The organism is Pseudoduganella violaceinigra DSM 15887, from assembly GCF_000425385.1.
GTDB classification, from domain to species: domain Bacteria; phylum Pseudomonadota; class Gammaproteobacteria; order Burkholderiales; family Burkholderiaceae_D; genus Rugamonas; species Rugamonas violaceinigra.
This window is the reverse complement of the sequence record NZ_AUDI01000012.1, coordinates 251072-273793: the sequence shown is the minus strand read 5'-3', so window position 1 is coordinate 273793 and position 22722 is coordinate 251072. Positions and strand designations below refer to the sequence as shown.

22 protein-coding genes are annotated in these 22722 nt (G+C 64.0%); 9 read left to right on the top strand and 13 right to left on the bottom strand.

The window, feature by feature from the left end:
* The first annotated feature begins 77 nt into the window (after positions 1-77).
* From flgA to H597_RS0109275, 4 genes are all read left to right on the top strand, one after another.
* Positions 78-764, top strand: coding sequence for a flagellar basal body P-ring formation chaperone FlgA (gene flgA, locus H597_RS0109290; protein WP_028101902.1), 687 nt, complete (start codon positions 78-80; stop codon positions 762-764).
* Positions 765-859: 95 nt separating this feature from the next.
* Positions 860-1183 carry a flagellar biosynthesis anti-sigma factor FlgM gene (gene flgM / locus H597_RS0109285; RefSeq protein WP_028101901.1) on the top strand — a complete coding sequence of 108 codons (324 nt, stop codon included), beginning with the start codon at positions 860-862 and terminating at the stop codon, positions 1181-1183.
* A 6-nt stretch (positions 1184-1189) separates the two neighbouring features.
* Entirely contained in the window at positions 1190-1654 is a 465-nt protein-coding gene (locus tag H597_RS0109280; RefSeq protein WP_229632131.1) for a flagella synthesis protein FlgN, read from the top strand.
* A gap of 43 nt (positions 1655-1697) precedes the next feature.
* Positions 1698-3263, top strand: coding sequence for a hypothetical protein (locus H597_RS0109275; RefSeq protein WP_154668027.1), 1566 nt, complete (start codon positions 1698-1700; stop codon positions 3261-3263).
* Positions 3264-3292: 29 nt separating this feature from the next.
* Here the strand turns inward: H597_RS0109275 and motD are convergent, their stop codons facing one another.
* The 7 genes from motD to flhB form a co-directional block, all read right to left on the bottom strand.
* The gene (gene motD, locus H597_RS0109270; protein ID WP_028101898.1) at positions 3293-4054 is read right to left on the bottom strand and encodes a flagellar motor protein MotD; all 762 of its coding nucleotides are present in this window, start codon (positions 4052-4054) and stop codon (positions 3293-3295) included.
* 1 nt (position 4055) lies between these two features.
* Positions 4056-4802: a flagellar motor protein gene (locus H597_RS0109265; protein WP_028101897.1), complete on the bottom strand. Its 747-nt coding sequence runs from the start codon at positions 4800-4802 to the stop codon at positions 4056-4058.
* Complete coding sequence (locus tag H597_RS0109260; RefSeq protein ID WP_028101896.1) at positions 4784-5515, bottom strand: RNA polymerase sigma factor FliA; 732 nt, start codon at positions 5513-5515, stop codon at positions 4784-4786. Before H597_RS0109260 ends, H597_RS0109265 begins: the two co-directional genes overlap by 19 nt.
* A gap of 17 nt (positions 5516-5532) precedes the next feature.
* On the bottom strand, positions 5533-6333 hold the full coding sequence (locus H597_RS0109255; protein ID WP_028101895.1) for a MinD/ParA family ATP-binding protein: 801 nt from the start codon (positions 6331-6333) through the stop codon (positions 5533-5535).
* Positions 6326-7690, bottom strand: a complete 1365-nt coding sequence (gene flhF / locus H597_RS0109250) for a flagellar biosynthesis GTPase FlhF (protein ID WP_028101894.1) — start codon at positions 7688-7690, stop codon at positions 6326-6328. The genes H597_RS0109255 and flhF overlap by 8 nt, the downstream gene beginning before the upstream one ends.
* Positions 7691-7922: 232 nt before the next feature.
* Positions 7923-10052, bottom strand: a complete 2130-nt coding sequence (gene flhA / locus H597_RS0109245; RefSeq protein ID WP_028101893.1) for a flagellar biosynthesis protein FlhA — start codon at positions 10050-10052, stop codon at positions 7923-7925.
* Positions 10053-10056: 4 nt separating this feature from the next.
* Complete coding sequence (gene flhB / locus H597_RS0109240; RefSeq protein ID WP_028101892.1) at positions 10057-11199, bottom strand: flagellar biosynthesis protein FlhB; 1143 nt, start codon at positions 11197-11199, stop codon at positions 10057-10059.
* A 220-nt stretch (positions 11200-11419) separates the two neighbouring features.
* Here flhB and H597_RS30300 point away from each other — a divergent pair, with 220 nt between their 5' ends.
* Positions 11420-12172, top strand: a complete 753-nt coding sequence (locus H597_RS30300) for a class I SAM-dependent methyltransferase (RefSeq protein WP_161630588.1) — start codon at positions 11420-11422, stop codon at positions 12170-12172.
* A gap of 29 nt (positions 12173-12201) precedes the next feature.
* Here H597_RS30300 and H597_RS0109230 read toward each other — a convergent pair whose 3' ends face one another.
* Positions 12202-13191: a fumarylacetoacetate hydrolase family protein gene (locus H597_RS0109230; protein ID WP_028101891.1), complete on the bottom strand. Its 990-nt coding sequence runs from the start codon at positions 13189-13191 to the stop codon at positions 12202-12204.
* A 240-nt stretch (positions 13192-13431) separates the two neighbouring features.
* Here H597_RS0109230 and H597_RS0109220 point away from each other — a divergent pair, with 240 nt between their 5' ends.
* Positions 13432-13809 (top strand): VOC family protein, encoded by a 378-nt coding sequence (locus H597_RS0109220; protein WP_028101889.1) that lies wholly within the window; start codon positions 13432-13434, stop codon positions 13807-13809.
* Between the two features lie 24 nt (positions 13810-13833).
* On the opposite strand, the gene H597_RS0109215 is transcribed toward H597_RS0109220, so the two are convergent.
* Positions 13834-14550, bottom strand: a complete 717-nt coding sequence (locus H597_RS0109215; protein WP_028101888.1) for a pseudouridine synthase — start codon at positions 14548-14550, stop codon at positions 13834-13836.
* Between the two features lie 143 nt (positions 14551-14693).
* Between H597_RS0109215 and H597_RS0109210 the strand changes: the two genes are divergently transcribed.
* Complete coding sequence (locus H597_RS0109210; protein ID WP_028101887.1) at positions 14694-14987, top strand: hypothetical protein; 294 nt, start codon at positions 14694-14696, stop codon at positions 14985-14987.
* Between the two features lie 139 nt (positions 14988-15126).
* On the opposite strand, the gene H597_RS0109205 is transcribed toward H597_RS0109210, so the two are convergent.
* Genes H597_RS0109205 through H597_RS0109190 form a run of 4 tightly spaced genes read right to left on the bottom strand, consistent with a single transcriptional unit; the run spans position 15127 to position 18185 of the window.
* Positions 15127-16134: a S49 family peptidase gene (locus H597_RS0109205; RefSeq protein WP_028101886.1), complete on the bottom strand. Its 1008-nt coding sequence runs from the start codon at positions 16132-16134 to the stop codon at positions 15127-15129.
* A complete protein-coding gene (locus H597_RS0109200; protein WP_035373597.1) occupies positions 16131-16496 on the bottom strand; it encodes a Rieske (2Fe-2S) protein in 366 nt (121 codons plus the stop codon). The genes H597_RS0109205 and H597_RS0109200 overlap by 4 nt, the downstream gene beginning before the upstream one ends.
* A complete protein-coding gene (locus tag H597_RS0109195) occupies positions 16496-17155 on the bottom strand; it encodes an HAD-IA family hydrolase (protein ID WP_028101884.1) in 660 nt (219 codons plus the stop codon). Before H597_RS0109195 ends, H597_RS0109200 begins: the two co-directional genes overlap by 1 nt.
* A 10-nt stretch (positions 17156-17165) precedes the next feature.
* Positions 17166-18185 (bottom strand): RluA family pseudouridine synthase, encoded by a 1020-nt coding sequence (locus H597_RS0109190; RefSeq protein ID WP_028101883.1) that lies wholly within the window; start codon positions 18183-18185, stop codon positions 17166-17168.
* 567 nt (positions 18186-18752) lie between these two features.
* On the opposite strand from H597_RS0109190, the gene H597_RS0109180 reads away from it, so the two are divergent.
* On the top strand, positions 18753-21365 hold the full coding sequence (locus H597_RS0109180) for an Rne/Rng family ribonuclease (protein ID WP_028101882.1): 2613 nt from the start codon (positions 18753-18755) through the stop codon (positions 21363-21365).
* Entirely contained in the window at positions 21358-22722 is a 1365-nt protein-coding gene (chrA, locus tag H597_RS0109175; RefSeq protein ID WP_035373594.1) for a chromate efflux transporter, read from the top strand. Before H597_RS0109180 ends, chrA begins: the two co-directional genes overlap by 8 nt.

Here is a 22722-nt window from a genome sequence, read left to right as displayed (position 1 = left end):
CTTGATCGGCAGAGAAAGGCCGGGTTTTTGCCCCTATTCGCCGCTTGCGGCCCGTCCCCGGGGGCTAAGATGGCAATATGAAACAGATTCTCGCTCTTGCCGCCTTGCTGGCAGCCAATCTTGCCACGGCGGCCACGACGCGCATGGAACCGGCTGCGCTGCGCCAGGTGGCCGAACAATTCCTGCAGGTCCAGAGCGCCGGCCTGCCGGGCAAGGTCACGGTCAGCGTCGGCGCCGTCGATCCGCGCCTGAACCTGGCGCCCTGCCCGGCGCCGGAAGCCTTCCTGATGCCGGGCGCGCGCGCCTGGGGCAAGACCACGGTGGGAGTGCGCTGTGCGGCGCCTTCGGCCTGGACGGTTTATATTCAAAGCCAGGTCTCGGTGCTGGGCAACTATGTGGCCGCCGCCGCGCCGCTGGTGCAGGGCCAGGCCATCGAGGAGACGCAGTTGGCAATCATGCAAGGCGAACTGACCGCCCTGCCGCCCGGCATCGCCACCGACAAGCGCCAGCTGCTGGGCAAGACCAGCAGCCTGTCGATTTCGGCCGGCACGCCGCTGCGGGTGGACATGGTCAAGGCCCGGCCGGTGATCCTGCAAGGCCAGCTGGTCAAGCTGGTCTCGACAGGCAATGGTTTCTCGGTCTCGGCCGAGGGCAAGGCGGCCGGCTCGGCCGCCGAGGGCCAGGTGGTGGCGGTCCGCGCCAATAATGGCCAGCAAATCAGCGGGATTGCCCGCCCGGGCGGGCTGGTGGAAGTGGCTTTTTAAACAAGTTCCATGATGCCAGCTAAAGTTTGGCCGAAGCTTGCCGTAAAAGACTCGTATGCCGGGGTAAAGTACTCCAACCAGACGAGGATAAAGCTGTGAAGATCAACGATACATTGAAGAACACGCCGGGCTTGCCAAGTTCGCCCGCGACGGGCACGAACGCGCGCGGCGCGGACAAGGCCGCCGCGGCGGCTTCCACCGCACCGCAGGCAGGTACCGACAATGTGCGCCTGTCGGCTCAAGGACAGGCGTTGGCGGCCAGCGGCGCTGCCGCCAGCAGTGGCGTATTCGACACCAAGAAAGTCGAACGCATCAAGATGGCCATTGCTGACGGACAGTTCCAGGTCAATTCGGAAAAAGTGGCGGATGGTTTGCTGGACACGGTCCGCGACCTGCTGAACGCACGCAAGCAACGTTAAGGAAGCATGATGGCCGCTATCTCGCCAAAACACAGCCTGCAGGCTGAATTGGACAAGATTACCGAACTGCTGGCAGTGCTGAAACAGGAGCAGCAGGACCTGGTCGCGGCGGACATCGAGCACCTGACCGCGCTCACCCCGCACAAGTCAGCCCTGGTCAATGCCATGGCCGATCTGGCCGCCGGACGCCACCGCGCCCTGGCCGACGCCGGTTTCCCCGCCCTGGAAGCGGGCATGGAATCCTGGTTGCAAGCCCAGCACGACGATGCCGCCAATCTGCTGTGGCAGCGCCTGCTGGACCAGACGCGCGAAGCCAAAGAGCTGAACCGCCTGAATGGCATCCTGATCAACAAGCACCTGGGCCACACCCAGGGCGCCCTGCAAGCGCTGCGCCCGCAGCAAACCACGGTGTACGGCCCGAGCGGCCTGACGACCGGCGGCAGCACCCGCCGCGGCTTTATCGCCGGCTGAAATTTTCCAACCGGCGCGCGGCCGGTTGTTGCATAATCTGCAAATGCGTACATTTCTCTCAGGAATTATCCTGGCGGCAGGTGCCGCCCAAGCCGAAGCCATGCCCGTCCAGCCCGCCCTGGGCAGCGAACGGATCGGACTGCTTCCCGCCGACAAGTTCAGCATGGCCGAGGGCCGCTGCGACCACTGCGCCCACCAGCCAGCCCTCTGGTATTTCCAGGACGACCTGGTCGCCCTGCCGAAACCGGGCGCCGGCGATACGCCAGGCCTGGTCTGGCTCGGCTCGCCGCAACTGGTGCCGCAGGCCCGCTATGACGGCACGTCGCTGCAGACCGCCGACGGCAGCACGCTAAAGCTGCGCCTGACGCCGAAGATCGCCACCAACCGCTCCTACTTCGACGCCAGTTCGGAAGCGTTCTTCCGCCAGCGCGAGGTGCGGGTGCGCGGTGAATGGGATGAGGCCGGCCAGCAGTTCGTGGCGCGCACCATCTGGCCGCGCGATTATGTGATCAATGCCGGCAAGCTGCCGCTGCAGCCGCTCTCCGGCAGCGACAACCTGCAGGGCTTCGTGCGCCAGGCCGAAGGCGGCGCACGCGCCGACTTTGCGGTGCGCAAGGTCTGGCAGCGGCCCGGCGCGCCCGAGGCCGACCTGGCCGGCAAGCCAGTGCTGGCCATCGTGCTGAGCGGCGCCCAGGGCGACGATGACGAAGCCTACGGCGGCCATTTCGCGATCGCCACCGGCCGCCTCGGCCCGCAGGGCGAATGGTCGGACTGGATGGTCAACAACTTCTACAGCCTCGATTCGTACAGCGAAAAAGGCATTGTCGCGTCGGCGCTGCCGATGGATAACTACCTGATGGACCTGAACAGCGGCCAGCAGTACTACCGGCCGTCCTATATGCTGGTGGCGGTGCTGAACGATGCCCGCACGGCGCAGGCCTACCAGAGCAATGTCAACCAGGTGTTCCGCGAGTTCTACGCCCACCATTTCAGCTACAAGCACGCCGCCGCCAACTGCACCGGCATCAGCGTGGACATCCTGCGCAAGCTGGGCTGGCAATGGCCGCAGCAGGGCCCGACCAATCGCCTGAAGGCGGTCGGCGCCTTCGGCTATATGGCGGCCAAGGACTTGAGCATCGCCAGCGGCCGCAAGGCTTTCAGCTACTTCACCGAAGAGCAGACCCGCTTGCACCCGGCGGTGGCCTTCGACGCCCTGGGCCACGACTTGCTGGCCATGCTGGGCGGGCAGCCCGGCCGCCAGCTGGGCGGTTTCGAGCAGCAGCTGCAGTCCGATGTGGCGGCGGTGATGCTGGTGCGCATTCCCCAGCTGCCATCGAGCCGCGCCTTCGGCTCGGCGCCGGCGTATTCCATCGATGAATTCATGGCGCGCGCGCCGGCCGACCGCAGCAAGTGGCAGGTGGTGCCGGTGGAGCCGCGCCCCTTCCCCGAGGAGCTGATGGACGAGCAGGCGCGGCGCAACCTGCGCACCTCGGCCTGGCCCGTGGCGGCCTTGCTGTTTGCCATCGCGGCGATTGGCACGGCCTGGAGCTGGCGCCGCCGCCAGCGCCTGCGCGCGGACATGCATCATCCGGAGCGCCTGCGCGCTTAACAGCGCTAACACCGGCCCGCCTGGCCGGTTTACTGGTTGGGAATCTCGGTCGCCGGATCCGGAATCCCAGAAAGAATCGTCACCGCCACGCGCCGGTTGCGGGCGCGCGATTCCGGGTCCGTATTCGGCGCCACCGGCTGGTTGTCGGCATGCCCCACCGCCGTCATGCGCGATGGCGCAATGCCGGACTCGATGAACAGGCGCACCACGCTGCCCGCCCGCACCGCCGACAATTCCCAGTTCGACGGATAGGCTGCATTCCTGATCGGCATATTATCGGTGTGCCCCTCCACCTGCACCGCATGCGGGTCGCTTTTCAATAGGGTCGCCACCGCCGTCAGCGCCTCGCGCGATTCATCGGTCAGGCGCGCATCGCCCGGATTGAACAGCACCGACGCATTGATCTCGACGCTGACCCCGCGGCTGTTCTGCGTTACCCTGACCTTGCCCTCCTTGACCAGGGGCGCCAGCGTGCTGCTCAGGTCCTTGGCCAGGCGCGTCATCTGCTCCTTCTCGCGCTTGATCTGCTCATTGCGCTTGCGCTGCGCCGGATTGGGAATGGGCAGGCTCTGGATTTCGTTATTGTTCGGCGGCGCGGAGCCGGAACCGCCGAAAGCATCGCCCAGGGCGTCGGAAAACACCTTGTACTTGCCCAGGTTAACCGAGGAAATCGCATACATCACGACAAAGAAGGCGAACAGCAGCGTGATGAAGTCGGCGTAGGAGATCAGCCAGCGCTCGTGGTTCTCGGGATCGTCGTCGAACTTGCGGCGCGCGCGGCGGTTCTGCATGTCACGGCTCCCGCATCAGGGTCGCGACCCGTTCGTCGATGACACGCGTGAAGTCGCCGGTGGCGATATCGTAGAACACGGAAGCGGTCAGCTCCTGCAGGTAGACCTGGCGCGTGACGATGGTCTTGAGCTTGTTGGCGATCGGGTAGAAGAACAGGTTGGCCAGGCCGACGCCGTAGATGGTCGACACGAACGCCACGGCAATGCCGGAACCGAGTTTGCTCGGGTCGGTCAGGTTTTCCATCACGTGGATCAGGCCCAGCACCGCGCCCAGGATGCCGATGGTCGGCGAATAGCCGGCCGCCGATTCCCAGATGCGCACGGCCTGGCGCTCCGCCGTTTCGAAGGCTGAGATTTCCATATCCAGCATCTGGCGCATCTTGTCCGGGTTGATGCCGTCCACGATCATGCGCAAGCCCTTGGCGACAAATTTGTCCTTGGCGGCCAGCATGGGGCGCTCCAGCGCCAGCAGCCCGTCGCGCCGGGCCAGCATGCTCCAGTTGTTGATGTCGCGCGCCAGCTGGGCGCGGTTGTCCGGCGGCGGCTGGAACACCCAGCGCACCATCCGCAGGCCGCGGCGCAGGGTCGGCACCCGGGTTTGCAGCATGACGGCGCCGAAGGTGCCGACCACCACGATGGCAAAGGCGGCCGGCTGCAGCAGGGAAGAGAGTTTGCCGCCTTCCAGCCCCTGGCCGACGATGATGCCGGCCAGCGCCAGCAGCACGCCGGCTACGCTGGACCAGTCCATGCCTGCTCCCGCAGCGAGGCACGCAGGCGCGCTACGGCCTGCGTATGCAATTGCGATACCCGCGACTCGGACACGCCCATCACGGCGCCGATCTCTTTCAGGTTCAGCTCTTCCTCGTAGTAAAGGCCCATCAGCATCTTCTCACGTGGCGGCAGCGCATCAATCGCATCGATCACAGCCTGGCGGAAGTCGGTATCGAGCAGCGCGCGCAGCGGATCGGCATCTTCATCATGGGCATAGCGGTCGAGGAAGCTGTCGTTGCCGTCTTCCTCGTGAAAATCTTCGTAGTACACCAGCTGGTGGCCGCCGCCCTCGGACAGCATTTCCTGGTAGTCGGCCAGCGACAGTTTGAGCGATTTCGCCACTTCCGACTCGGTCGGCGGGCGGCCCAGGCGCTGCTGCAGGGCGGCCATCGCGGTTTCAATCTTGCGCATGTCCTGCCGCATCGAGCGCGGCATCCAGTCGGACGACCGCAGTTCATCGAGCATGGCGCCGCGGATGCGCATCACCGCGTACGTCTCGAACTGGGCGCCGTGGGTTTCTTCGTAACGATTGATTGCGTCGAGCAAGCCGATCATGCCTGCCTGTACCAGGTCATCCACTTCCACACTGGGCGGCAATTTTGCCTTCATATGGTGGGCCAGGCGCTTGACCAACGGCATGTGCTCCGTCAGCAAGGAATCCTTGTCCACCTTCCCTTTGACCGTGTACATAAAGGTTCTAGTTCTTTTCAGGCTCTAAAATGGTTGCAGCTCCCCATTGCAAAACGCCCGGCCAGCTGGCGGAAGGCCACCGAAGCCCCGGCCAGGGGGAAGGCGTCCACCACCGCACGGCCCAGCCGTGCTGCACGCTGCAGGTATTCGTCCGCCGGAACGGACCCCATGGAAACGAGGTTGACCGCCAGGTAACGGCTTGCCGCATGTGCCATATTATCGTAAACCACCCTGGCGTCGGCCTCGGAAGCGCCGGTGACCAGGATGCCGAAGGGGCGGCGGCCCAGCTCATGGTTGAGCCGCTTGATCATCATATAAGCATTCTTGATGGATGTGGCGCTGTTTGACACCTGCACCACGATCTCGGAACTGGCCATCAGCGGCACCGGGAAGGCCGCGCCGTCGAATTCGCCGTCCACCAGCACGATGCCGGCCTGGCTGGCCAGGACGCCGAAGGCCTTGGCCAGGCGGCGCCCTTCGTCGGGGCCACGGCGCCCCTCGCCGCGCGTCATCGACACCACATTGAAGCCTTGCGGCGCCGCATGCAGCACCTGGTTCAGGCCGCAGCGCTGGCGCGCCACGTCGAGCAGGCTGCTGCCGTGGTCCAGGCCCAGGCGGGACACCACGCCGTGGGCGCTGGCGCAGGCATCGACCAGCAGCACATCGTTGCCCGCCTGCGACAGCGAGGCGCCCAGATTGACCAGCATGGCGCCCTTGTCGTCCTGCGGCGTGGCCGACAGGAACGTGATGATGCGCGGCCGGGGGCCGGCCAGCATCCGGCGCAGGCCCTCCGCCTGGTCGAAGTCGAAATTAGCCAAAGCGTACCTCGCGCAGCATTGGGTCGTGGGCGGCGCCCGCTACCAGCAGCGGCAGTTCGGCGTCGCCATATTTCGCGGCGGACTGGCCGCCGAAGGCGCGCGCCACCAGCGCCGCCGGATCGGCCAGGTGCAGGTCTTCCGGCACGCGCTGGCCGTTGGAGGCGTAGAACAGGCGCAGCTTGTGGCGGATCACCACGTCCAGCACGGAGCCGATCGAGGCCGCTTCGTCCAGCTTGGTGACGATGGCGCCGGCCAGCCCGCTGCCCTGGTAGGCACCCACCACCTCGGCCAGGGTCTCCTGGGTCGAGGTGGCGTTCATGCACAGGATGCGCTGCACATTGGCGCCCACGCCCTGCAGCATGGCGACCTGCTCGGCCACCATCTGGTCGCGCTGGCTGACGCCGACCGTGTCGATCAGCACGGTGTGCTTGTTTTTCAGTTCATTGAGGGCGATGCGCAGGTCGGCTTCGTCCTTCACCGAGTGCACCATCACGCCCAGGATCTTGCCGTAAATGCGCAGCTGCTCGTGGGCGCCGATACGATAGGCGTCGGTGGTGATCAGGGCCAGTTTTTCCGGGCCGTGGCGCATCACGCAGCGCGCGGCCAGCTTGGCCGTGGTGGTGGTCTTGCCGACGCCGGTGGGGCCGACCAGGGCGAACACGCCGCCCTTCTCCAGCAGCGCGTCTTCATTGTTCATGGCGCTGATATTGCGCGCCAGGACGGTGCGGGTCCACTGCACCGCCTCGCCGGCATCGCGGGTGGCCGGCAGCTTGTCGGTCAGGTAGCGCGCCAGGCTGGCGGAGAAGCCGGCGGCCAACAGCTCGCGCAGCACGGCGGTCTTGTGCGGCTCGCGCTGCTGGGTATTGCTGAAGGCCAGTTCGTTGAGCTGGGTTTCCATCATGCCGCGCATGGCGCGCAGCTCGCCCATCATGCTGCTCATTTCGGCGGCCGCGCTGGCTTTGGCGCTGGCGACGGCTTCGGCCACCATGGAGGAGATGCGGTCCATATCGAGCGCTGGTGCGGCCGCTGCCGGACGGGCCGGCGCGCGCGGCAGCGCGGGTGCCGGGCGCGGGCTGGCGCGCACCACCGGCGCAACGGGATGCGACACCAGGGACGGCGCATGCTCGACCGGTGCGGCCGGCGCCGGGGCCAGATCCAGGTGCGGGGCCGGGGCGGACATCGGGGAATCGGAGGCGTGCGGGGCCAGGGCGGCGGCATCGTCGCCGGCCAGGGCCAGGATTTCCACGGCGCCGTCGACCGCGCGGTTGGACAGGATCACCGCGTCCGGGCCCAGCGTTTCGCGCACTTTGCGCAGCGCTTCACGCGATGTGGGGGCGGTAAATTTTTTAACGTTCATGTTCCAGCTGCTCCTGCTGATACGCACATGGTCAGATTATTGACGATGCGCATGGGTAACAAAGGGCGGAATAGCTTGGGAAATGCCGCTTAATTCAAAACCGGTAAACCGGGGGTCAGACCCAAGGGGCTGCCCCTGTCTGCACGAGCGCTGTATGCCGCGTTTGAGGCCTTCGATGTTCAACGCAGGTCCACGGCACACAACCATCCATTTGGCGGTGCCGCAGACGGTGTCACTGCGCGCCAACCAGCGCGGTCACCCGAATCGTCTTCGACTCCGGAATCTCCGCATGCGACAGCACCTTCAGCTGCGGCAATGCACGGCGCAGGAACTTCGACAGCAGCGGCCGCAACGCGCCCGGCACCAGCAGCACCGGCGTCACACCCAGCGCCTCCTGCTGCGCCGTCGCCGCAGCCGCCTGCTGCGCAATGGTATCGGCCAGTCCCGGCTCAATCCCCGCCGCATCGGCGCCCCCGCTCTGCATGGCCTGCATCAGCAAACGCTCCAGGCGGTTATCCAGCGTCATCACCGACAGCTCGCCGCCGCCCGGGAACAGCTGCTGCACAATGGCACGGCCCAGCGCCACGCGCGCCTGCGCCGTCAGCTCATTCGGATCCTGGGTATGCGGCGTGAACTCCGCCAGCGTCTCGATAATGGTGCGCATATCGCGGATATGCACCCCCTCCGCCAGCAGGTTCTGCAGCACTTTCTGCAAGGTCGACAGCGACACCATCTTCGGCACCAGGTCCTCCACCAGCTTGGGCGCGTCCTTTTCCAGGTGATCGAGCAGCGACTGCACTTCCGCGCGGCCCAGCAATTCGGAAGCGTGCGACGTGATCAGGTGGTTCAAGTGGGTGGCCACCACGGTCCCCGCATCGACCACGGTATATCCCATGCCGGTGGCCTGGTCGCGCAGCGAAGCGTCGATCCAGATCGCGGGCAGGCCGAAAGCCGGGTCGGTGGTCACCATGCCGGGCAGCGTGCCGCTCGCCATGCCGGGGTTGATCGCCAGGTACTGGCCGTTGAAGGCCTCGCCCGTGCCCACTTCCACGCCCTTCAGCGTGATGCGGTAGGCCGAGGGCTTCAATTCCAGGTTGTCGCGGATATGCACCGGCGGCGCCAGGAAGCCCACTTCCTGCGCGAATTTCTTGCGGATGCCCTTGATGCGTTTGAGCAGCTCGCCGCCCTGGCTCTTGTCCACCAGCGGGATCAGGCGGTAGCCCACTTCCAGGCCGAGGGTATCGACCGCCAGCACGTCCTGCCAGGTGGCTTCCTCCTGTTCGGTCGCAGCCTGCGCGCCGCCGGCCGCACCGGCTGCGGCGGCCCCGCCCGGACCGGCCGCCTCGCCCGTCGCCACCGCCTCCGCCTTTTCCCTGGCGCGCTTCTGCTGCAGGTAACCGGAACCGATCAGGGTCGACGCAAGCAGGATGAAGACCAGGTTCGGCATGCCGGGAATCAGGCCCAGGCCGCCGATGATGCCGCCGGTGATGAACAGCACCTGCGGCTTGGCGAACAGCTGGCTGATCACCTGGGTGCCGATGTCGGTCTCGGACGCCACGCGGGAGACCACGATACCGGCCGCGATCGAAATGACCAGCGATGGAATCTGCGCCACCAGGCCGTCACCGATGGCCAGCAGCACGTAATTTTTCAGCGCATCGGCAAAGCCCATATCGTGCTGGATCATGCCCACCAGCAGGCCGCCCACCACGTTGATCACGGTCACCAGGATGCCCGCCACGGCGTCGCCGCGCACGTATTTGGAGGCACCGTCCATGGCGCCGTAGAATTCGGCCTCCTGCGACACCTCGTTGCGGCGGCGCTTGGCCTCCGGCTCGCCGATCAGGCCCGCGTTCAGGTCGGCGTCGATCGCCATCTGCTTGCCGGGCATGGCGTCCAGGGCGAAGCGCGCGCCCACTTCAGCGATACGGCCCGCGCCCTTGGTCACCACCACGAAGTTGATGATGGTCAGGATCACGAACACCACGATACCAACCGTGTAATTCCCGCCGATCAGGAAGTGGCCGAAGGCCTCGATCACTTTACCCGCCGCATCCGGGCCGGTATGGCCTTCGGTCAGCACGACGCGGGTCGAAGCCACGTTCAGCGACAGGCGCAGCATGGTCGATACCAGCAGCACGGTGGGAAACGCCATGAAGTCCAGCGGCTTGATCGTGTACAGGCTGGTCAGCAGGACAATGATCGACAGCGCGATATTGAAGCTGAAAAACAGGTCGAGCACAAACGCCGGCAACGGCAGGATCATCATCGCCAGCAGCATGATGATCAGGATCGGCGCAGCCAGGGCCTGGCCGTTGCCGGCGATGCCTCTCATCCATGGCGGCATGTTCAGGGCGTTCATTCTCTTACTCCTGTGGCTTGTTCAGTGGATCCATATCGTCCGGCACATCGAGCCTGGTCGGACGGTCCGGATAGCGCAGGCCGGGGCGGTAGGCTTTGAGCTGGTAGACATAGGCCAGCACCTCCGCCACGGCGGCGTACAGGCGCGGCGGGATTTCGTCGCCGATCTCGGTGTGCTTGTGCAGCGCGCGCGCCAGCGGCGGGGCTTCCAGGATGGCGATGCGGTGCTCCTTGGCCAGCTCGCGGATTTTGGCCGCCACCGCGTCGCTCCCCTTGGCCACCACGCGCGGCGCGCCCTGCCCGCCTTCGGCATATTTCAGGGCCACCGCATAATGGGTCGGGTTGGTCACCACGACGTCGGCCGTCGGCACTTCCTGCATCATGCGTTTCTTGGCCATATCCCGCTGCAGCTGGCGGATCTTGCCCTTGATCTGCGGGTTACCATCCGATTCCTTGGATTCCTGGATCAGTTCCTGGCGCGTCATCATCAGCTTGTTCGCGTAGTGCCACATCTGGTAAGGCGCGTCGATGGCGGCGATGAATCCCAGGGCGCCGACGATCACCATGAAGCTGAAGCCCAGCATGTTCATCACATGCGCGCTGCCGGCATTCAGGGGTTCGTTCATCAGGCCGATGGCTTCCTGCTGCTGGCGCGAAATGACCATCCAGGCCACCACGCCGACCACGATGGATTTGACGATGGCCTTGAGCAGTTCCACCAGCGAATTGCTGGAAAACATATTGCCGATCCCGGTCAAGGGATTCAGCTTCATGAAATTCGGGGTAAAGGCCTTGGCCGAAAACAGCCAGCCGCCGACCAGCAGGGGCGACGCCAGGGCCACCACCATGACCGCCACGCCGACCGGCAGGCAAGCCAGCATCACGTTCACCACGTCGACCAGGATGCGCGTGACCAGCACGTCGGGATTGAAGATTTGCTCGCGCGTCAGCGACAGCCCCGAAGTCAGGCTGCGGCTTATCTCGCGCACCAGGCCGGAGCCGGTCATCCACAGGCCGGCGCCCGCCGCCATCAGGACGGTAAAGGTCGCCACCTCGCGCGACCTGGGGACGTCCCCTTCCTCACGCGCCTGCTCGAGGCGCCTCGGTGACGCGGGTTCTGTTTTCTCGGCGTCGCTGTCTTCAGCCATCTCTGCTCCTATTACTGCAGAGCATTATCTCAGCCAGCCCTCCCCGGCAAAGCCGCGAATAGGCGTGTTTTCACCGGCGTGCTTGCCGTCATAAATGTTGACTTTTCCATACTTTCCGGTAAAGCTGTCGTGGAACCTTAACCAAATTACAAGGGGGACGTTAGTGCAATCTCGATTCACTTATTCCGCTTACCCATTGCCTTATTTTCCAATGAGTGTTTTGGAGCAAGGCTTGGTTGCAGGTGGGACGTTGCAAGGAACGTGTACGGTGTGCGGACAAGCCGCCACGTTTTCGCGTTTCAACGACAATCTCCGCGAATCCGGCAGTTGCTCGGTCTGCAACTCCAACAATCGCAAACGCCAGGTTGCCTTTGTGCTGCGCCAATTCTATGGGCTGCCCAATTACGGTCGCTTTGCGTTCAACAGCGACTTCGTCATTTTCAATACCGAAACCAGCGGGTCGTTTCATGAACAGCTGTCCCGGCATTCCTCGTATTACGCATCCGAATACTTCGGTCCCCAGTACCGTCCTGGTGCAATGGTCGACGGCAGGCGGCACGAGGACTTGCAGAACTTATCGTTCGACAACAACACGCTTGGCGTGGTGCTGTCGAGCGATGTCCTCGAGCATATGCCCGACCCGTACAAAGCCCACGCGGAAATCCACCGCGCCTTGAAGCCAGGCGGGCGGCACATCTTCACGGTGCCGTTCGACGACCAGGCGTTCCAGGACCAGGTGCGGGCCTCGCTGGTGAACGGCAAGCTGGTCCATCACATGCCGGCGATTTACCACGGCGATCCCTTGAACCCGAATGAGGGCATTCTCGTCTATCGGATATTTGCCCTGGAAATGCTGGTGCGCCTCAATCAGATCGGCTTCAATACGCGCCTGCATGTATTGCATGAGCCGGAATTCGGAATCGTCGGCCCGGGCGCCCTCGTGTTCGACGCGGTCAAGACGCCAGCTGCCTGAGCTGGCCGGCCCGGGGCTCGCGGCCCGGCTCAGGCCGCGGTGGCTGCCGCAACGGCCTGCTCGATCGCACCAAAGATCGACCGCCCTTCGCCGTCGAGCATTTCAATGCGGATGGTATCGCCGAATGCCATGAAGTCGGTACTCGGCTTGCCATCGGCGATCATCTCCAGGCAACGCTTCTCGGCGATGCAGGAATAGCCTTTCTTCGCATCCTTGTTGGACACGGTGCCCGAACCAATCACCGAGCCGGCCCGCACATTGCGCGTCATGGCCAGATGCGAAACCAGCTGGGCGAAATTGAACACCATATCGGCACCGGCATGCGGCTGCCCGACCAGCTTGCCATTCCAACTTGAACGCAGCGGCAGGTGAACTTTGCTGTCGCGCCAAGCCTCGCCCAGCTCGTCAGGCGTTACCGCCACAGGCGAAAAGCTGGTGGCCGGTTTCGATTGCAGGAAGCCGAAGCCTTTCGCCAGCTCCTCCGGAATCAGCTTGCGCAGCGATACATCGTTGACCAGCATGAGCAGGCGAATCTGCTGGTGCGCATGGTCGGGTGTGGCGCCCATCGGCACGTCGTCCGTGATGACGGCAATTTCGGCCTCAAAATCGATGCCCCACTCCTGGCGGCGGACCACGATATCGTCGCAGGGACCAATGAAATCATCGCTGCCGCCCTGGTACATCAGCGGGTCCTCCCAGAACGAGGCCGGCATCTCGGCATTGCGCGCCTTGCGCACCAGTTCGACGTGGTTGACATACGCCGAACCGTCGGCCCACTGGTAGGCGCGCGGCAACGGAGCCATGCAATCTTTGGGCTCGAAATCGAAACTGCGCCGGGCCTTGCCGTCGTTCAGCTGGCGATACAACTCGTCCAGCTGCGGGGAAATAAAGGACCAGTCATCCAGGGCGCGCTGCAGGCTGCGCGCGATGCCATCGGCGACCACGGCAGTTTTCAGGTCGCGCGCAACAACGATCAGCTGGCCGTCGCGGGTGCCGTCTTTGAGGGTGGCAAGTTTCATGGGAACGCTATCGGATAGGTAGAGATAATCCATTTTACCGCTTAGATCCGAATCATTATCCTTTGACTCAACAGGAAAAGGAATCCGCTCACGCCCTGCCCCTCCATGACCGCTGGTTCGATCGCGCCCGGCTGCCCTGCGCCGCTGCCGCATGATGGCCGCGGAAGTGCGGCAGCGAACTGACGCACCGGGCCGGCAAGCCTAGCCTCGGTCCATTCAACGCGGACATGGAGGCGGATCATGCTGGTCGACAAGGATGCGATTGCGATGATCGCGGTCAAAGACCTGGCTGCGGCCGAGAAGTTCTACAAGGATGTGCTGGGCCTGGAAGAACTCGAGAGCCGGGAAGAGGAAGTGCTGCTGTTTCGCAGCGGGACCACGCGGCTCAACGTGTATCGCTCGCAGTACGCTGGCACCAATAAGGCCAGCTGCGTCACTTGGAATGTCGGCGGCGAGATCGAGGCCATTGCGGCGACCTTGAAGACCCAGGGCGTGGTCTTCGAGCATTACGATATGCCCGGCCTGAAGCTCAACGGCGACATCCATTCAGGCGGGCACATGAAGGTGGCCTGGTTCAAGGATGCCGACGGCAATATCCTCAGCATCGTCAGCGGCTAGGCCCAGGCAAAGCCGGAGAAATGATCAGGCCGGCGCCAGCAAGGCGAGTTGTCCAGGGCTAAGGTAACACCATTCGCCCTCTTCCAGCCCCAGCGCGTCGAGCTGCAGCAGGCCGATGGCGGAGCGGTGCAGCGCGGCGCAATGGTTGCCGGCGGCGGCCAGCATGCGCTTGACCTGGTGGTATTTGCCCTGCTCCAGCACGATGTCGAGCTGGTGCTCGCCGCGCTTGATGCAGGTGACGGCCGCCAGGGGCGCCGGTTCGTCGTGCAGCTGGACCCCGGCCAAGAGCTGGGCCACCAGTTCCTCGGTTACCGGATCGGCCGTGGTGGCCTGGTAGACCTTGGGCACATGGCGCTTGGGCGAGGATTGGGCGTGGATGAAGGGACCGTCATCCGACATCAGCAGCAGGCCGGTGGTGTCGTGGTCGAGGCGGCCCACCGGCTGCACTTCGCGCCAGGTGAACTGCTCGGGCAGCAGGGTCAGCACGCCGGGATGGTGGCTGGGCTTGCGTGAGCATTCGTAGTCGGAGGGCTTGTACAGCGCGATATACAGGTGTTCGCGATAAACCCATTCTTCGCCGAACACTTCCAGCACCAGGCCCTCGGTTTCGAGGGCGGCTTTGTAGTTGCTCTGCACCGCGCCGTCGATGGCGACGTCGCCGTCTTCGATCAGGGCGCGGCAGTATTTACGGGTGCCGAAACCTTGCGATTGCAAGATGCGGTCGAGGGATAATTTACTCATGGGGCGGGATTTTACCGGATTTAAGCAAGCGCAAGCCTAGCTATTGATGCAGATCAAAGGATGCGACAGTCGAGTTGTTACACTTAAATAGCATTAGGAATCTGCTGAATCGGCTATAGGAATTTCTTGGGGGAACTCAGCAAATGAAACTCTACATCAACCGCAAGTCCTTGGCACAGGCCCATGCTGCTTCGCTGGAAACCCGCTTGGCGGTCGCTCGCTGGAGCGGCCAGGCGGGGGCGATGCCGCAAGCGCTGTGGCGCCGGCAGCGGCAGCTGGAAATGGAACAGTGGCTGGCGCAAGGGGGCTTCGCGGCCGAATACCAGGCTGCGGAAACGAAAACAGCGGCCATGGGCCGCCGTTCTCTTGCCTCTCAAAGAGACAGTGACGAGGAATGTAAATTCACTCAACTCCGCATCCGTGATGCGGCTGCGTAGTCTGCCTCAAGAATTGATTGCCTATTCGCCCTCCCCTTGAATCGAACTACACCGTCAATATAGTCCACGTCGGGGAAATGGCAAGGCAAAAACTAGCCATAAATGCCAACGTTAATTGCTGAGCCATTGGCGGCCGGGCTCAGCGCAGGCTAGGCTTGGACGCCTCCGCGGCAGCCTTGATGGCACCATGGCCAACGGCCGCGCCGAACTTCTTCAAGACGCGCTCGGGCAGGTTTTCGTGCTGGGTATAGTCGACGATATCTTCCGCCTTCACCACGTCGCGCGCCACGCTGTCGACGCTGCCCAGGTCGTCGGCCAGGCCCATTTCAATCGCGCGCGCCCCCGTCCAGTAAAGGCCGGAAAACATCTCCGGGGTTTCCTTCAGGCGCTTGCCGCGCCCGCTGCGCACCACCTCAATGAATTGCTGGTGGATTTCTTTCAGCATGGACTGGGCGTGCTGCTTCTGCTTTTCCGACTGCGGACTAAACGGATCCAGGAACCCCTTGTTTTCGCCGGCCGTCAGCAGGCGGCGCTCGACGCCGAGCTTTTCCATGGTGCCGGTAAAGCCGAAACCGTCCATCAAGACGCCGATCGAGCCGATGATACTGGCCTTGTTGACATAGATGCGGTCAGCGGCCGAGGCAATATAGTAGCCGCCCGAGGCGCAGATTTCATCGACCACCACGTACAGCGGCTTTTGCGGATAGCCATGGCGCAGGCGGTGGATTTCATCGACGATCATGCCGGCCTGGACCGGGCTGCCGCCGGGACTGTTGATATGCAGGACAATGGCCACCGAGCCGGAATCGGAGAACGCCTTGTTCAGCGCCGGGATCACCACGTCGGCGGCGCCGCTGCCTTCGGATTCGATACTGCCTTCGATCTCGACCAGGGCCGTATGGCGCCCCAGGGCCTCGGCATCGCCGCCCATCAGGTTGACGCCAAAATAGCTGGCCACGGCGAAGAAGATGATGGCCAGCGTCGACACCTTGAAGAAGATGCTCCAGCGGCGATTGGCGCGCTGCTCCTTCAGCGTGGCGAAAACCAGCTTTTCCAGGACCTCGCGCTCCCACTTGATCGGCGGGTGCTCCACCGGTCCCGGGGCGGGCGCCGGCGCCGGCTGCTTGCTGTCGTCGTTATCGCTCATGGTCGTGGGCCGACGTAATCGTCAGGCTGCCAGTAAATGTTGTCGTCGTGCTCGCTGACGGCGATGGGGCGCAGGCGGCCGCCGCGGCAAGGCCCGCCGGCGCACTGCCCATTCTCAGGCATATAAATCGCGCCGTGGGTGGAGCACATGATATATAAGCCGCTGGACTCGAAAAACTCGCCCTCCGCCCAGTCCAGTTCGATCGGCACGTGGGCGCAGCGATTCAGGTAGCCATACACCTTGCCGCCGTAGCGCACCACGAAACCGGTAGTGTCTTCGCCGCCGGCCCGCAGCGGAAAACGGATCCCTTTGCCGCCCTCCAGCAAGGACTCGGCTGCGCAGACCAGGAATTCCGCCCCCATCACGCGTTCTCATTCAGCCATTGATGCAGCTGCGGCACCGTGCGCGCTGAAAACAGCGGCTTGCAGGCCGCCAGCTGATCCAGCGGATGGGCGCCGTATTCGACGGCGATACCCGAAGATCCAGCGTTTTGCGCCATCATCAAGTCATGCGTGGTGTCGCCGATCATCACGGTACGGCGCAAATCCTGGCCCAGTTCACGGGTCAGTTCCTGCAGCATGGCGGGATGCGGCTTGGAGAAGGTTTCGTCGGCACAGCGGGTGGCATCGAAGGTCGACAACAGGCCGGCCGCGTTCAATGCGCGGTTCAGGCCGACGCGGCTCTTGCCGGTCGCCACCGCCAGGAAGAAGCCCTGCTGCGAGAGATCCTGCAACATTTCCGGAACGCCATCGAAGAGCGTCAGCTCATGGTCCTTGGCCAGATAGTGGTAGCGGTAGCGCTCCACCATGCGCGGGTAGACCTTCGGGTCGAGGCCGGGCATCGCCACCTGCATGGCTTCGCCCAGGCCCAGGCCGATCACATGGGCGGCCTGCTCCCGGCTCGGGATCGGCAATCCCAGATCCTTGGCGGCAGCCTGGATGCATTTCACGATGGTGGCAGTGCTGTCCATGAGCGTGCCATCCCAATCGAAAACGATCAGGTCAAATTGCTTTCTTGGCATTATCTTTTTCTCAATTCAATGGTTTCCCCAAGCTTACCAAGAATCGCTGGCATTCGGCGGCCAAAGGCGCATTCAAGGTCATCGGCTTGCCCGTTTCCGGGTGCGTGAACGTAATCTGGTGGGCGTGCAGGAACATGCGCTTCAGTGCACCGCGCGTTTCCGTGGCCTTCTGCAGCGCCTTGTTCAAGGTGAAATCGCCGTACTTATCATCACCTGCGATGGGGAAGCCGGACGATGCCAGATGAACGCGGATCTGGTGGGTGCGGCCGGTCTTCAGTTCAGCTTCCAGCAGGGCATAGCCATCGAACTTCTTCAGCAGGCTGAACACGGTGTGCGAGGCCTGGCCATCGGCCTGCACGCGCACCCGGCGTTCGCCGTCCGGCAAAGTATATTTATGCAATGCCAATTTGACATGCTGGCGTTGGTTCTTCCAGTCGCCCACGGCCAGGGTCAGGTAGCGCTTGTCCGTCAAGCCATCGCGCATCTGGTCGTGCAGGCTGGTCAGGGCGGTACGCTTCTTGGCGATCAGCAGCAGGCCGGAGGTTTCCCGGTCCAGGCGATGTACCAGCTCCAGGAACTTGGCATCGGGGCGCGCCGCGCGCAACTGTTCGATCACGCCAAAGGACACACCGGAGCCGCCATGCACCGCCACGCCGCAGGGCTTGTCGATCACCAGCAGGTGGGCGTCCTCGAAAATGACGGGGAATTCCGCGGCCGGCACGACGGCCTCTTGCTTCTCAGCAATACGGATCGGCGGAAGCCGGACCAGGTCGCCGGCATTCAGGCGGTACAACTGGTCGATCCGCCCCTTGTTGACCCGTACCTCACCCGAGCGCAGGATACGATAGACGTGGCTCTTTGGCACACCTTTGCAAACACGCAACAGGTAGTTATCGATCCGCTGACCGGCCTCTTCTTCCGTGATTGTGACGAATTGTGCTTGCGGCAGGACCTGCTGGGCGGAAGCGGAATCGGCTTTTTGCGGCTTGTTTTGGCCCGACTTCCCAGAATTTCTCTCTAAGTCCTTCATTTTGAATATATAATCGTTTTGCCGCAGTTTTTAAATTGCTGCACGTGTAAAGAATTAAACGTACATTTTACACAGGGGCGTCTCCACTGGCCTCGCCAAAACGCAAATTCAGTGGGAAAAATTGTATACGCACATTCGTGCGCTGATCAGGGTCGCAACCACTGTTGCCATCGGCTCGAGCGCTCGGGTGCAGGATTAGACTGGCTGGATTGTTAGGATAAGTCCGGCGAGCAAGCACTACAGTCGTTGCTCGCTGGTTGATGAAGTGGATAACGCTTGCCGTTTCGCCAAGGCACCATACAAGATGCCCTGGCCCGACGATGTGCGCACGCCTGCATTCTCCCGCCTCCCGACCAAGGTTCGGGCCGTTGGATGATGTTGCGCGCAGTGCGCAAACTCGGCATGACGATCGGCTTCATGCGCCCAATGCAGCGGCTGCGCTTCGCGCCTGCTGCATGACGAGGCATTTCCCCCTACAGCCTCCTTAATTCACGCGTATATCCTTGTACTTCGCCGTTTCTTCGGGGACGGCTTTGACATGGCCCAAGGGTCGCGGAGTTAATAAAAATGAAACGCATGTTGTTTAATGCTACGCAGCAAGAGGAGTTGCGCGTAGCCATTGTTGATGGTCAAAAATTGATTGACATCGACATCGAGACCGCCGGACGAGAGCAACGCAAGTCCAATATCTACAAAGGCGTCATCACTCGAATCGAACCCTCCCTCGAAGCTTGCTTCGTCAGCTACGGCGAAGACCGCCACGGCTTCCTCCCCTTCAAAGAAGTTGCCCGTTCCTATTTCCGCGAAGGCGTCGACGTCCGCAATGCATCCGTCAAGGAAGCGCTGCGCGAAGGCCAGGAAATCATGGTGCAGGTGGAAAAGGAAGAGCGCGGCAATAAAGGCGCGGCACTGACCTCCTTTGTCTCGCTGGCCGGCCGCTACCTGGTCTTGATGCCGAACAACCCGCGCGGCGGCGGCGTATCGCGCCGTGTGGAAGGCGAAGAGCGCCAGGAACTGCGCGAAACCATGGACAAGCTGGACCTGCCGCAAGGCATGTCGGTGATTGCCCGTACCGCCGGCATCGGCCGTACCGTGGAAGAGCTGCAGTGGGACTTGAATTATCTGATGCAACTGTGGCGCGCAATCGAAGGCGCGTCCAAGTCCGCCTCCGGCGCCTTCCTGATCTACCAGGAATCGTCCCTGGTGATCCGCGCCATCCGCGACTACTTCCAGCCGGATATCGGCGAGATCCTGATCGACACCGACGAGATCTACGAACAGGCGCACCAGTTCATGTCGCACGTGATGCCGGACATGGTGCACCGCGTGAAGCGCTATAGCGACGACGTGCCGCTGTTCTCCCGCTTCCAGATCGAACACCAGATTGAAACGGCGTACAGCCGCACCGTGCCGCTGCCGTCCGGCGGCGCCATCGTGATCGACCACACGGAAGCCCTGGTCTCCATCGACGTCAACTCGGCACGCGCCACGCGCGGCTCCGACATCGAAACCACCGCCTTCCACACCAATTGCGAAGCCGCCGACGAAGTGGCGCGCCAGCTGCGCCTGCGCGACCTGGGCGGCCTGATCGTGATCGACTTCATCGACATGGAAGTGTCGAAGAACCAGCGCGAAGTCGAGCAGCGCCTGAAAGACGCCCTGCACCACGACCGCGCCCGTGTCCAGATGGGCAAGATTTCCCGCTTCGGCCTGATGGAACTGTCGCGCCAGCGCCTGCGCCCTTCCCTGTCGGAAGGCTCGCACGTGACCTGCCCGCGCTGCTCCGGCACCGGCCATATCCGCGATACCGAATCGTCCGCCCTGCAGGTGCTGCGCATCATCCAGGAAGAGGCGATGAAGGAAAATTCCGCCGCCATCCACGTGCAGGTACCGGTCGACGTGGCCGCCTTCCTGCTGAACGAGAAGCGCGGCGAAGTGCTGAAGATCGAGACCCGTCACCGCATCACCGTGATCCTGATCCCGAACAAGCACCTGGAAACCCCGCACTACAAGCTGGAACGCATCAAGCACGACGATCCGCGCCTGGAAGACCACGCTGCGTCCTACTCCATGGCGGAAGCCGCGGAAACCGACATGTCCTTCAGCAAGCGCAATAAGGAAGAGGCCAAGCCGCGCCAGGAAGCCGTCGTCAAGACCATTACTCCAGAGCAACCAGCGCCGCTGGTGGAACACAAGCCGGAAGCTGTCAAGCCAGCCGCCGCGCCGCGCGCCGCCAACGGCCCGCGTTCCGCAGCGCCTGCCGCACCGGCGGAAAAAGGCTTCTTCGCCAAGCTGGTCGCCTTCTTCACCGGTGGCGACAAGGAAGAGCCAGTGCAGCCGAAGGCGCCGGTCATTGTGACCAAGGCGCCAGCCAACGCCGAGCGCGGCGACCGCAACCGCCGTGAGCGCGAAGGCGCTGAGGGTGTGGAAGGCGCGGAAGAAGGCATGACCGAAGCAACGTTCACCGTTGCGCCGGCCGAAGGCGGCGCTGCCGTTGAAGCCCCAGCCGCTGTAGCAGCCGAGCCGGCCGCTGCGGTCGTCACCGCCGCGACCGAGCCTGTGGCCGCAAGCGCTGCGGTGGAACCAGCAGCTACCGAAGTTGCCGCCGCCGACGCTGCCGCTACTGCCGCTGTCGAAGCGCCAGTGGTGGCTGAGCCGGTCGCCGCAGCGCCGGTGGCTGCCGCTCCGGTGGCGCCTGCCGCAGTGGAACTGCCGGCTGCCGCGCCAGCGGCTGAGCCGGTCGCTGCTGAGCCGGTCGTTGCTGAGCCAGCTGCTGCCCCGGCATCGCCACAAGCCGTGCTGCCGTTTGCCGAACCGGCGCCGGCTGCCGCCGAACCGGCCACCGCTGAAGAAGTGGCTGCTGAAGTCGTGGAGGCCGTGGCTGCCGCCCCGGTAGCCGCAGCGCCAGCCGCGCCAGTGCAAGCTGCGCCAGCGCCCGCACCGGTAGTTGCCGCAGCGCCCGCACCGGCCCCCGCGGCCGCCAAGGCAGACGTCGACACCATGCTGGCCGCCGCCGGCCTGTCGATGGCCGTGACCGATCCAGCCAAAGCGCGTGCCGCCCAGGAAGCCGCTGCGGCCGCCGCCACGGCCCAGCCGATCCGCGTGCCGCGCGAGCGCAAGCCGCAGCCACCGGTCGCCAGCGAACCGCTGGTGCAGGTTGAAACCAAGGCGAATGGCTGATCGGCCAAGCCTTGACGAAAAAGGGAAGCCAAGTGCTTCCCTTTTTTGCGTCCCGTGGCGGGAGGCCTTCCTGTACTGGCTCAAGCTGGGCTTCATCAGCTTCGGCGGCCCCGCCGGCCAGATCGCCCTGATGCACGCCGAGCTGGTTGAACGGCGGCGCTGGATTTCCGAGCAGCGCTTCCTGCATGCCCTGAATTACTGCATGCTGCTGCCCGGCCCCGAAGCCACCCAGCTTGCCGTCTACATTGGCTGGCTGATGCACCGCACCTGGGGCGGCATCATGGCCGGCCTGCTGTTCATCCTGCCGTCGCTGCTGCTGCTGACCGGCCTGTCCTGGGCCTATATGGCTTACGGCAGCCTGCCCGCCATCGCCGGCATCCTGTATGGCATGAAACCCGCCGTGGTCGCCATCGTGTTGGCCGCCGCCTGGCGCATCGGCAAGCGCACGCTGCGCAACCGGGCCCTGATGGCCATCGCCCTGGGCGCTTTCGTCGCCATCAGTTTCATGGAGTTGCCCTTCCCCGCCATCGTCGCCGCAGCTGCCCTGCTGGGCTGGCTCGGCGGACGCCTGCGTCCGGCCCTGTTTGCCCTGGGCGCCGCCGCGGCGCATGGCCCATCCACCACGCCGGCTGGCCGCCTCCCGGCCCTGATCGACGACGACACACCGACACCGCTGCATGCCCGTTTCAGCTGGACAGGCCTGGTGCGTGCCGCCGCTGCCGGCCTGGCGCTAATGGGCGGCGGCTGGCTGCTGCTGGCCTGGCTGTTCGGCGTCGACCGGCCGCTGGCGCAAATGGGCTGGTTTTTCACCAAGGCAGCCTTGATGACCTTCGGCGGCGCCTACGCAGTCCTGCCCTATGTCTACCAGGGCGGCGTCGAGCATTTCCACTGGCTGAGCGCCGCGCAGATGGTGGACGGCCTGGCGCTGGGCGAAACCACGCCGGGCCCGCTGATCATGGTGGTCGCCTTCGTCGGCTTCGTGGGCGCCTGGACCCAGCAAGCCATTGCGGGCCAGCCGGCGCTGGCGGGCGTGCTGGGCGCCGCGGTGGCAGCCTGGTTCACCTTCGTGCCGTCCTTTGTCTTGATCCTGGCCGGCGGGCCGCTGGTGGAATCGACCCGAGGCAATATCCGCATGACCGCCCCGCTCACCGCCATTTCCGCCGCCGTGGTGGGCGTCATTGCCAGCCTGGCACTATTTTTCGGCATCCACGTATTCCACCCGTCCGGCCGCTGGGAATGGCCGGCCATGCTGATCGCGGCCGCCGCCGCCGTCGCCCTGATGCCGTATAAGCAAGGGACAATCCGTGTCTTACTTGCCTGTGCAATTGCTGGCATCGTGCTATCGTACCGGGTGTAA

Bases quoted from the DNA above. Each gene is read 5' to 3' on its own strand.
- H597_RS0109230 (WP_028101891.1), bottom strand. From the start codon at position 13,191: ATGAAACTTGCCACCCTCAAAGACGGCACCCGCGACGGCCAGCTGATC.
- H597_RS0109180 (WP_028101882.1), top strand. From the start codon at position 18,753: ATGAAACGCATGTTGTTTAATGCTACGCAGCAAGAGGAGTTGCGCGTA.
- H597_RS0109200 (WP_035373597.1), bottom strand. From the start codon at position 16,496: ATGGGGGCGGAATTCCTGGTCTGCGCAGCCGAGTCCTTGCTGGAGGGC.
- H597_RS0109275 (WP_154668027.1), top strand. From the start codon at position 1,698: ATGCGTACATTTCTCTCAGGAATTATCCTGGCGGCAGGTGCCGCCCAA.
- H597_RS0109220 (WP_028101889.1), top strand. From the start codon at position 13,432: ATGCTGGTCGACAAGGATGCGATTGCGATGATCGCGGTCAAAGACCTG.
- H597_RS0109265 (WP_028101897.1), bottom strand. From the start codon at position 4,802: ATGGACTGGTCCAGCGTAGCCGGCGTGCTGCTGGCGCTGGCCGGCATC.
- H597_RS0109280 (WP_229632131.1), top strand. From the start codon at position 1,190: ATGATGGCCGCTATCTCGCCAAAACACAGCCTGCAGGCTGAATTGGAC.
- chrA (WP_035373594.1), top strand. From the start codon at position 21,358: ATGGCTGATCGGCCAAGCCTTGACGAAAAAGGGAAGCCAAGTGCTTCC.
- H597_RS0109215 (WP_028101888.1), bottom strand. From the start codon at position 14,550: ATGAGTAAATTATCCCTCGACCGCATCTTGCAATCGCAAGGTTTCGGC.
- motD (WP_028101898.1), bottom strand. From the start codon at position 4,054: ATGCAGAACCGCCGCGCGCGCCGCAAGTTCGACGACGATCCCGAGAAC.
- flgA (WP_028101902.1), top strand. From the start codon at position 78: ATGAAACAGATTCTCGCTCTTGCCGCCTTGCTGGCAGCCAATCTTGCC.
- H597_RS0109210 (WP_028101887.1), top strand. From the start codon at position 14,694: ATGAAACTCTACATCAACCGCAAGTCCTTGGCACAGGCCCATGCTGCT.
- H597_RS0109260 (WP_028101896.1), bottom strand. From the start codon at position 5,515: ATGTACACGGTCAAAGGGAAGGTGGACAAGGATTCCTTGCTGACGGAG.
- H597_RS0109190 (WP_028101883.1), bottom strand. From the start codon at position 18,185: ATGAAGGACTTAGAGAGAAATTCTGGGAAGTCGGGCCAAAACAAGCCG.
- flhA (WP_028101893.1), bottom strand. From the start codon at position 10,052: ATGAACGCCCTGAACATGCCGCCATGGATGAGAGGCATCGCCGGCAAC.
- flhB (WP_028101892.1), bottom strand. From the start codon at position 11,199: ATGGCTGAAGACAGCGACGCCGAGAAAACAGAACCCGCGTCACCGAGG.
- H597_RS0109205 (WP_028101886.1), bottom strand. From the start codon at position 16,134: ATGAGCGATAACGACGACAGCAAGCAGCCGGCGCCGGCGCCCGCCCCG.
- flhF (WP_028101894.1), bottom strand. From the start codon at position 7,690: ATGAACGTTAAAAAATTTACCGCCCCCACATCGCGTGAAGCGCTGCGC.
- H597_RS0109195 (WP_028101884.1), bottom strand. From the start codon at position 17,155: ATGCCAAGAAAGCAATTTGACCTGATCGTTTTCGATTGGGATGGCACG.